We start from the raw sequence: 8,645 nt of genomic DNA, 5'->3' as shown, positions 1-8,645 counted from the left end.
CGTGTGGGTCGATCCTCCGGACCAGCTCTGCGATCTCACGGCGACGATCCGACTCGGGCAGCGTGCGCGAGGGCTCGGCCTCCCGGTGATGCTCGACTTCCACTACGCCGATTCCTGGGCAGACCCCGGCCAGCAGCCCACGCCGGCGAGGTGGCGGGCGGCGAGCGGAACCGCGCTCGAGGACAGCGTTCGCAACTGGACTCGAGCCGCACTGCGGACCCTGCGGGCAAACGGCGTGGTTCCCGAAGCGGTGCAGATCGGCAACGAAGTCACGAACGGATTCCTGTGGCCCGATGGCCGACTTGAGAGCGGCAGTCACGCGGAGTGGGCCCGCTTCGCCGGGCTGATGCGCGCCGCGGCCGACGGGGTGCGCGCCGGTGCCCCGCGGGCGCGAGTTCTGGTGCACATCGACCGTGGCGGCGACGCCGAGGGCGTGAAGCGATGGTTCCGGCGGCTCGATGCCTTCGGAGTGCGGTACGACGACATCGCGCTGTCCTGGTACCCGTGGTGGCACGGCGGACCGCACCGACTCGAGCGAACGCTTCGCACGTGCGAGGACTCGCTGCGTCGCGACGTGTGGATCGTCGAGACCGCGTACCCGTGGACCGTCGAATGGTTCGACTCGACTCACAAAGTGCTCGGCGCGGGAACGGCACTGGGCACCGATCACCCCGCGAGCCCCGGGGGCCAGCGTCGGTTCCTCGATGAACTACTCGTTCGCGCCGCGCGATCGAAGCGCGTGCGCGGCGTGTTCTGGTCGGAGCCCGCCGATCGGTCGGCGCCCCGCCGTGGTTCCGCGTGGGAGAATTGCGCGCTGTTCGACGCCACCGGGCGGATGTTGCCGGCCGCCGGAGTGATGCGCCGGCCCGAGCCGCACTAGAGCGGCTCGGTATCGCTCACGCCGCGCTGCGGATGGAGGCGCGTCCCCTCGGCCCAACGCGACTCGCCATCTTCGAAGTGTTCGTTCTTCCAGATCGGGATGTCGCGCTTGAGCGTGTCCATCGCCCACCGGCACGCTTCGAATGCAGGACTCCGATGCGTCGCGGTCACCACCACCGCCACACTCGCCTCGGAGGGCGCCACGCTCCCGAGCCGATGAACGATCCCACAGGCGGCAACCCCGAACCGCGCGGTCACATCGAGCTCGAGCTCGCTCAACGCTCGCTGCGCCATCGACTCGTAGGCTTCGTACTCGAGGCGCAGCACGCGGTGCCCCTCATGGTGGTCGCGCGTGGTGCCGAGGAACAGCACCACCGCGCCGCAGTCGGGACGCGCCGCGGCCGCGATCATGGCCGCGGTATCGATGACCGTCCTGACCAGCTCGGCCATGTCAGCCTCCGCTCACGGGCGGCAACAATGCGAGTTCGTCGCCGTCGCGCAGTTCACGTGATCCGTCGCTGAGCTCTTCGCCGACTGCCAGCGCGAGATGCGCGGCGATCGGCGCCAGTGTCGGCGCGGACGACACAAGGGTCCTCAGGGCATCGGACACCCGGCTGCCGGGGGGCAGCTCGAGTTCGAGGCTCGATGCGCCGAGCGCCTCACGCGCTTGCGCGAATGCAAGGATGCGAATGGTCATGCGTTGGACGCTCCCGATGCCGGCTCCTATGCTGGCCGGATGAGCGATTCGAATCAAGCCCCACCTGTGCCCGCGCCTCTCTCAGACGATGCGCCGCCCATGGCACCGCTCGAATTGACGAATACTCCGGCCGGCCGCGGGCTCATGATGTGGCTCGGGTTGGCGCTGGGGGCGGGCGTCATCGGCGTGGTGATCGGCAGTGCCGAACTGGGCATGCTGACCGTGCTGGGTGCGCTGTTCGCGCTCGCGCACGCCGTCGATCGAGACTCCCGGTGGCTCGGACTGCACCTGTTTCTCGCCTGGATCCTGCCCGCGATCGCGGTGTTCGGATTCCTCGGACTCGCCGCGATCCTGGCCGGCGCGCTGCCGGGACTCGAACGCCACCCGGCCGGTGCGATCGTCTCGGTGGTTGCCGCCGCACTCACGGCCCTCACCTTCTGGCCCGCCTTCACCGACGCGCTCGCCCAGCGCCTGTTCCGCCGCCGCCCTTCGACCCACGGACTGCGGCTCGCGACGCGGCTGATGGTGGTCGGGCTGGCCGCCTGCTACCCGACCAGCGTCGCGTTTCGAATCGCGTTCGAGCAGGACCAGCTCGATGCGGTGCGAATCGGCACCGCGTCGTTCGTCGGCACGCTGCTCGGCATGGTGCTGCTGTCGCTCGGCGCGGTCGGCGCATTCGTCACGCGCGACCTGCGCGGCTCGATCGCGCGCCTCGGGCTCCGTCAGCTGCGGGCGTGGGATCCGGTGGTCGTGGTACTCGGAGTCGCAGCGCTGCTGGCGTTGAACACCGGCGTCGAATGGGCACAGCAGGCGTGGTTCCCGGCCGCCGGGCTCCATGACCGGCGCGTCACCGAGTTCATCGCGAATCCGCTCTCGCGACTCGAAATGGTGATGCTGGGATTGAGCGCCGGCATCGGCGAGGAGCTCGCGCTGCGCGGAGCACTCCAGCCGCGACTCGGAATCCTGGTGACGGCACTCCTGTTCGGCTCGCTGCACGTGCAGTATTCGTGGGTCGGGATGATCGCGATCGTGCTGTTCGGACTGCTGTTCGGCGTGGTTCGGCGCGCCACCAGCACGACCGTTGTGATCCTCATGCACGTGATCTACGACCTGATCGCGGTGATGGGAGCCCGCAGCTCCTGAGGCGTGCGCATCACCCGATGCCGCGAGTGCGGCTCGCCGTCTTGCGCGCCGCTCAACGGCTCCGCCACCACCCGACTCCGAACGCGACCCAGCCTGCGAGGTAGCAGAGCCCGCCGAGGGGCGTGACAGCACCCCAACCTCGCACGCCCGAGAGCACCAGCGCGTAGAGGCTGCCCGGGAACAGCAGCTGGCCCGCCACGAACAGCGCTCCAGCGCTCGCGAACGCGCGCTCGCCGCGACCCGCGCCGTGGCGCCACGTGAGGGCGAGCAACAGGAGCGCCAGGGCGTGGAAGAGCTGGTAGCGCGCCGCGGTCTCGAACACCGCGAGATGTTCGGGCGTCACACGATCGCGCAGCGCGTGTGCGCCAAACGCACCGGCAGCCACCGCCAGGAATCCGCTCGCGGCGCCCAGCACGCCGAGCAGCCCCGACGCATTCGCGCGCGGCGGCGTCATCGCGCCGGCAGGGCGGCGGCGACCGGCGGCAACTCCTCGAGTCGAGCGGTGAAGTGTCGAAGCACCGGAGCTTCGTAGGTCAGCTTGAGCCCGTTCAGTCGCGCGCGTTCGCGATGCAGCGCGATCACGGAGTCGCCGACGTAGCGCATGTGTTCGGTGGTGTAGACGCGGCGCGGGACCGCGAGCCGCACCAGGTCGAGCTGCGGGTAGACGATCTCGCCGGTCACCGGATCGGGCGACGCGAACATCAGGCTCCCGACCTCGACCGCACGGATGCCGTATTCGCGGTAGAGCGCCACCACCAGCGACTGCCCCGGGAACTGCGACTGCGGAATGTGCGGCAGGAAGCGGCGCGCATCGATGTAGACCGCGTGGCCGCCGACCGGCTTCACGATCGCCACACCGGCGCGGTCCAGCTGATTGCCGAGGGCGGCCACCTGACCGATTCGAAACGCCAGGTAGTCCGCGTCGAGGACTTCCTGCAGCCCGATCGCGATCGCTTCGAGGTCGCGGCCGGCGAGACCGCCGTAGGTCGGGAAGCCTTCGATCAGGATCAGCAGGTTCGTGATGTTGCGCGCCCACTCGCCGTCGTTGAGCGCCAGGAAGCCGCCGATGTTCACGAGCCCGTCTTTCTTGGCGCTCATGGTGCAGCCGTCGCCGTGCGAGAACAGCTCGCGTGCGATCTGGCGGATGTCGTGATTCGCGTAGCCGGGCTCGCGCTGCTGAATGAAGTAGCAGTTCTCGGCGAAGCGGCACGCGTCGAAGATCAGCGGCACCTGGTGGCGCCGGCACACCTCGCGCACCGCGCGCACGTTCGCCATCGAGACCGGCTGCCCGCCGCCCGAGTTGTTGGTGACGGTGATCATCACGAGCGGCACCTTGTCGCGCCCGTGCTCACTCAACACGCGTTCGAGCTTCGCCGGATCGAGGTTGCCCTTGAACGGATGCTCGGCGCTCGGATCGAGGCCTTCGTCGATCACCAGATCGAGTGCGCGGGCGCCCTGGTGCTCGACGTTCGCGCGCGTGGTGTCGAAGTGGATGTTGTTCGGAACCAGGTCGCCGCGCTTGAGCACCGTCGAAAACAGCAGGTTCTCGGCGACGCGACCCTGATGGGTCGGGATCACGTGCTCGAAGCCGAAGATGTCGCGCACCGCGTCGCGGAAGTGAAAGAAGTTGCGGCTTCCCGCATAGGACTCATCGCCCATCATGAGCCCCGCCCACTGGCGATCGCTCATCGCGGAGGTGCCGCTGTCGGTGAGCAGGTCCACATAGATGCTGTCCGCCGGCACCGCGAAGATATTGAGGCCCGCCTCGGTGATGAGGCGCTCACGCTCTTCGCGTGTCACACGGCGCAGCGGTTCGACGACCTTGATACGGAACGGCTCGGCAGGAAATCGCATGGGGCCGCAGTCTAGCCACGGGGGAACGAGTCCACAAACGTCGCCGATTCGCCGTCGTTGACGAGCGGTGCGGAACTATTTTCCGACTTGTACAAGGTTGGTGGACGCCGAGGTCGGTGGCTCAGTTGCGCGCGCGCCAGCACGCTCGGTTCGGAGCTCAACCATGCGAAGTTAGCTGTGAGAGTTCCTCGTCGAGGACTAAGCTCGGTTCGCATCGTGTGAAGCTCAGCCGATCGCGCGAGGCCCGGAAGTTCCCCCCCAGGCTGCGCAGTACCCGGCGAATAATAAAGACGACGGCCGCGATTCACCGCCCGACATACGCACGTCGGATGGCGGCGCAGTGGGCCGTCCAGGTGAATGCGCTGTGGATCGCCGCACGGATGCGAGATCGGGGGACTCCGCCGTGAGGTCGAGACACAGCGCAGAATTTTGCGCCCCCCCTCCACTCACGTCAGTCCTCGGCACTCCCGGTTCGATGCGGTGCCGGGACCAGCCCGTCCTCGATCACGCTGCGTCGCACGCGGTGTGCGCGCTCGACCACGTCGTCGAGCGCCAGAAGTTCGAGCCGCGCGTCGACCGGCACCGCAAGTCGCATCGCGACGCGGTTGGTGAGCACTTCGAGCGCGGGTGCGTCCGTCACCGCACCGGGCACGATCGAGAGCGTTTGCGCCTCGATGCGTCGTTGAGCCAGCGCCTCGATCAGCGCTCGTAGCTCGATCTGCACCAGCGGATCGTCGGCGCCATACGGCTGCTCGGGCACCGCCTCGAGCCGTGCGGCGACGTACGGAAACTGATGCTCCACCCGGGCGATGCGCACCCGCTGCTCGCCGATCACCTCGAGGTCGTAGCAGTCGTCGAGCCGCCATTCGACGTGCCCGACACGCGCCAGGGTCGCCAGTGGACGAATCGGGCGCGCCAGCTTCTCGAACTGCTCCCAGCCCGGCGCGTAGAGCGCCATGACGAGCTGACGTCGGGACGCCAGCGCATCGCGCAGCATGGTGCGATAGCGCAGCTCGAAGACGTGGAGCGGCAGGAGACCGTGCGGGAACAACACCGCGTTCGGCAGCGGGAACACCGGAACCGGTTGAGTCGGTACCGCCTCGATCGGCGACACGCGCGGCCCTCGTGCGGGCGCTCGAGCGCGGTGCCGCCGCAGGCCCGCCGGATGCGAAACCGGCCGGGGTCCCCGGCCGGCCACGAACTACTCCTCGGTGACGAACTCGATCAGCTGGTCGACGTGCCCTTCGACCTTGACGCGCGGATAGATCTGCGCGACCCGGCCGGTGCGATCCACGATGAACGTGGTGCGCTCGATCCCCATCGACTTCTTGCCGTACAGGTTCTTCTGCTTGTAGACGCCGTACTTCTTCGCGACTTCCGCCTCGGAGTCGGACAGCAGCGGGAACGGCAGCTTGTGCTTGGCCGCGAACGCCTGGTGCGACTCCATCGAGTCGGTCGAGACCCCGAGGATCACCGCGTTGTGCTTCTCGAACTCGGCCGACAGGTCGCGCAGGTCGCAGGCTTCGCGCGTGCATCCCGGCGTGTCGTCCTTCGGGTAGAAATACAGCACCACCGTCTTCTTGCCCTTGAACTGCTTGAGCGAGATCGCCTCACCGGTGGTGGCCGGCAGATTGAAATCGGGCGCGGGCTTGCCGATCACCGGCAGCACTGTCGCGGTCATGCGTCCTCCGAAAACCGGGCCGGGCCCCGTGAACAGGGCCCGGCAAGCGAGCGGGGCCGAGCGCCCCAGAATCGATGATCGTTACTTGGTGACCGCTTGCATCGCGAGCGCGCGATCCAGATTCTGCGCCACCACGTCCCAATCGAGGTTGTTGAAGAACGCCTCGATGTACTTGGCGCGCGCGCGGCCGAAGTCGATCCAGTAGGCATGCTCGTAGACATCGAGCCCCAGGATCGGCGTCGCGTTCCACAGCGGGAACGTGTTCTGTGCGTCGCCGGTGACGGTGGTCAGCGTGTTCCAGTCATGGTCGTAGGCGAGCCACACCCAGCCGCGCGCGGCGATGCCCGAGGCCTTGAAGTCGGCGAGCCACGCGTCGTAGGACGGGAAGTCCTGCGCGATCTGCGCCATCAGCTTGCCTCCCGGCTGTCCGCCCTTGCCGCCGAGATGCGCAAAGTAGAGGTCGTGATTCTTGACGCCACCGGTCGCGAACGACAGATCGGTGCGCAGCGAGCGCAGGTCGCTGTAGATCTGGTTGGCGCTCGCGCGATCGACGGTTGCGAGCTTCTCCTGGATCTCGTTGGTCTTCGTGATGTAGCCCTTGTACAGCTCGTAGTGCTCTTCCATGGTGCGTGCGGAAATGCCGTTGAGTTCGCGAATCGAAGCGAACGTCTTGGCGGTCAACTTGGGGAACGGCATGGCGTGTCCTCCGGACGAAGCGCGAGCCACACGGCCGCGCGCGGGATGGATGTAGGAAGGAGCGCGAGTCTGCCCGCCGACGCGGGCACTGTCAACGGCACCCCTAGAGGCTGCGTGGCCGCGGTCGCAGGCCGCGCGCATGGGTCAGGAATCCGCGCGCGATCGAGTCGCGCAACGCTTCGACGAGCGGCGAACTGATCTCGCACGAAGGGTCGTAGGTGCGGCAGCCCGCGAGCGTGAATCCGCAGCCGCACGTGCAGGCGCGCGCGTTCGCAAACCGGATCAGCAGTTCATGCTGGGGCGCTGTGAGCATTGCGACCTCGAGCCCCTTCACCTCGTCGACCCAGCGCGCGCGAAGCGCCGCGCTGTCGAGCGGCGCCACGCTCTCGAGCGCGCGTTCGACCACGTCCGGGCGGCCCGCGATGGTGCTCTCGGCCGCGCCGAGCGGTGCGGCCGCCGGCGGCTGGACGATGCGCTCGGTCACGACCGGTGCGGTGCGACGCGAATTGAGGTACGCGGCGAACAGGCCTGCCCCGAGCGCGAGCACTGCGATTGCCGCGACGAGCAGCGTCGAGACGCGGCCTCGTTCGCGTGCGTGGATCAAGTCAGGCATGGCGCGACCGTAGTGGCGTCACGAGGTCGGCGCAAACTCGAACGCCGCTCGCATGCGGGTTCGCGCACGAGTTGGCATCGCCTGAACCATCCGGGCTAGCATGCCGCCCCCCATCGAGGAGGCTTCTCAGTGACCTGGACGCGCTCGATCCCGACCTCCGAAGCCACCGGACCGCTGGCCGCGACCTATGCGCAGATTCTCGCCGGCAGCTCGCAGGGTCGCGTCTCGAACGTATGGCTCGCCCTCGGCCTCGACCCCGACGGGCTCGCGGCGACGCACCCGCTCTACCGCGCCATGATCGGCGAGCCTCTGCCTCTCAGCGATCTGCAGGCGCGGCTGATCGCGGTGGTGGTCTCTGCGACGAATGGCTGCGAGTATTGCGTCGCGCATCAGGGGCCGCACCTGGCCGCGGCACTCGGCGACGAACCGCTGGCGCGCGCGGTGGCACTCGACTACCGCACCGCGAATCTCACCGCGCGCGATCGCGTGCTGCTCGATCACTGCGTCGCGCTGACGTGTGAGCCGTCCGAACGCAAGCTCGAGGACATCGAACGGATTCGCGAGTACGGCTTCGACGATGCTTCGATTGTGAAGGCAGTCGAGATCACCGCCTACTACAACCTGATCAACCGCGTGGTGACGGGACTCGGGGTCGAACTCGAAGCAGATCTCGCGCCGTGGGAGTTCGGGTCGCAGAAGTAGTCGCGACTCAACGCCTCGCCGACAGCAGCACGCGTTCGAACAACGCGGTCACCGCCGCCACATGGCGAGCGGGATCCAGCGAGGTGCGCAGGCGCTCCTGCCCCGCCCGACCCCAGCGCGCGGCACTCAGCTCATCGGCCAGCACATGCTGCGCGGCGGCACCGAACCCCTCGGCATCGCCGGCGGCGACCAGCAGGCCCGTCACCTCGTGCTCGACCAGTTCGGGCAGCGCGCCGAGATTCGCGGCGATCACCGGTCGGCCCGCGAGCAGGGCTTCCGCGGCCGCGAGTCCGAACGTCTCCTCGGAACGCGACGGCAGCACCAGCGCGCGCGCGGCGGCGACGAACGGCGCCAGCGCCTCGGGCTCGAGCCGTCCGAGC

The 8,645-nt window shown here is 68.4% G+C and carries 12 protein-coding genes; 3 read left to right on the top strand and 9 right to left on the bottom strand.

Going from position 1 to position 8,645, the window contains the following annotated elements:
- A partial coding sequence (locus HOP12_16190) for a hypothetical protein (GenBank protein ID NOT35681.1) occupies positions 1–880 on the top strand: 880 nt, incomplete at its 5' end.
- Here the strand turns inward: HOP12_16190 and HOP12_16185 are convergent.
- Complete coding sequence (locus HOP12_16185) at positions 877–1,329, bottom strand: molybdenum cofactor biosynthesis protein MoaE (protein ID NOT35680.1); 453 nt, start codon at positions 1,327–1,329, stop codon at positions 877–879. The two genes, HOP12_16190 and HOP12_16185, sit on opposite strands and share 4 nt — an antisense overlap.
- Position 1,330: 1 nt before the next feature.
- Positions 1,331–1,576 carry a MoaD/ThiS family protein gene (locus HOP12_16180; GenBank protein NOT35679.1) on the bottom strand — a complete coding sequence of 82 codons (246 nt, stop codon included), beginning with the start codon at positions 1,574–1,576 and terminating at the stop codon, positions 1,331–1,333.
- A 99-nt stretch (positions 1,577–1,675) separates the two neighbouring features.
- Here HOP12_16180 and HOP12_16175 point away from each other — a divergent pair, with 99 nt between their 5' ends.
- A complete protein-coding gene (locus tag HOP12_16175) occupies positions 1,676–2,719 on the top strand; it encodes a CPBP family intramembrane metalloprotease (GenBank protein ID NOT35678.1) in 1,044 nt (347 codons plus the stop codon).
- A 52-nt stretch (positions 2,720–2,771) separates the two neighbouring features.
- Here the strand turns inward: HOP12_16175 and HOP12_16170 are convergent, their stop codons facing one another.
- From HOP12_16170 to HOP12_16145, 6 genes are all read right to left on the bottom strand, one after another.
- Entirely contained in the window at positions 2,772–3,173 is a 402-nt protein-coding gene (locus HOP12_16170; protein ID NOT35677.1) for a DUF423 domain-containing protein, read from the bottom strand.
- Positions 3,170–4,573, bottom strand: coding sequence for a tryptophanase (locus HOP12_16165; protein ID NOT35676.1), 1,404 nt, complete (start codon positions 4,571–4,573; stop codon positions 3,170–3,172). Before HOP12_16165 ends, HOP12_16170 begins: the two co-directional genes overlap by 4 nt.
- A gap of 451 nt (positions 4,574–5,024) precedes the next feature.
- Entirely contained in the window at positions 5,025–5,687 is a 663-nt protein-coding gene (locus HOP12_16160; protein ID NOT35675.1) for an LON peptidase substrate-binding domain-containing protein, read from the bottom strand.
- Positions 5,688–5,774: 87 nt separating this feature from the next.
- A complete protein-coding gene (gene bcp / locus HOP12_16155; protein NOT35674.1) occupies positions 5,775–6,254 on the bottom strand; it encodes a thioredoxin-dependent thiol peroxidase in 480 nt (159 codons plus the stop codon).
- Positions 6,255–6,335: 81 nt separating this feature from the next.
- Positions 6,336–6,950: a superoxide dismutase gene (locus HOP12_16150; protein ID NOT35673.1), complete on the bottom strand. Its 615-nt coding sequence runs from the start codon at positions 6,948–6,950 to the stop codon at positions 6,336–6,338.
- Positions 6,951–7,053: 103 nt separating this feature from the next.
- The gene (locus HOP12_16145) at positions 7,054–7,563 is read right to left on the bottom strand and encodes a hypothetical protein (protein NOT35672.1); all 510 of its coding nucleotides are present in this window, start codon (positions 7,561–7,563) and stop codon (positions 7,054–7,056) included.
- Between the two features lie 129 nt (positions 7,564–7,692).
- Between HOP12_16145 and HOP12_16140 the strand changes: the two genes are divergently transcribed.
- A complete protein-coding gene (locus HOP12_16140; protein ID NOT35671.1) occupies positions 7,693–8,265 on the top strand; it encodes a peroxidase-related enzyme in 573 nt (190 codons plus the stop codon).
- Positions 8,266–8,272: 7 nt separating this feature from the next.
- Here HOP12_16140 and HOP12_16135 read toward each other — a convergent pair.
- A partial coding sequence (locus tag HOP12_16135; GenBank protein NOT35670.1) for a glycosyltransferase occupies positions 8,273–8,645 on the bottom strand: 373 nt, incomplete at its 5' end.

It is taken from the genome of Candidatus Eisenbacteria bacterium (assembly GCA_013140805.1).
Taxonomy (GTDB): Bacteria; Eisenbacteria; RBG-16-71-46; order RBG-16-71-46; family RBG-16-71-46; genus JABFRW01.
This window is presented reverse-complemented; position numbering and strand designations above follow the sequence as displayed.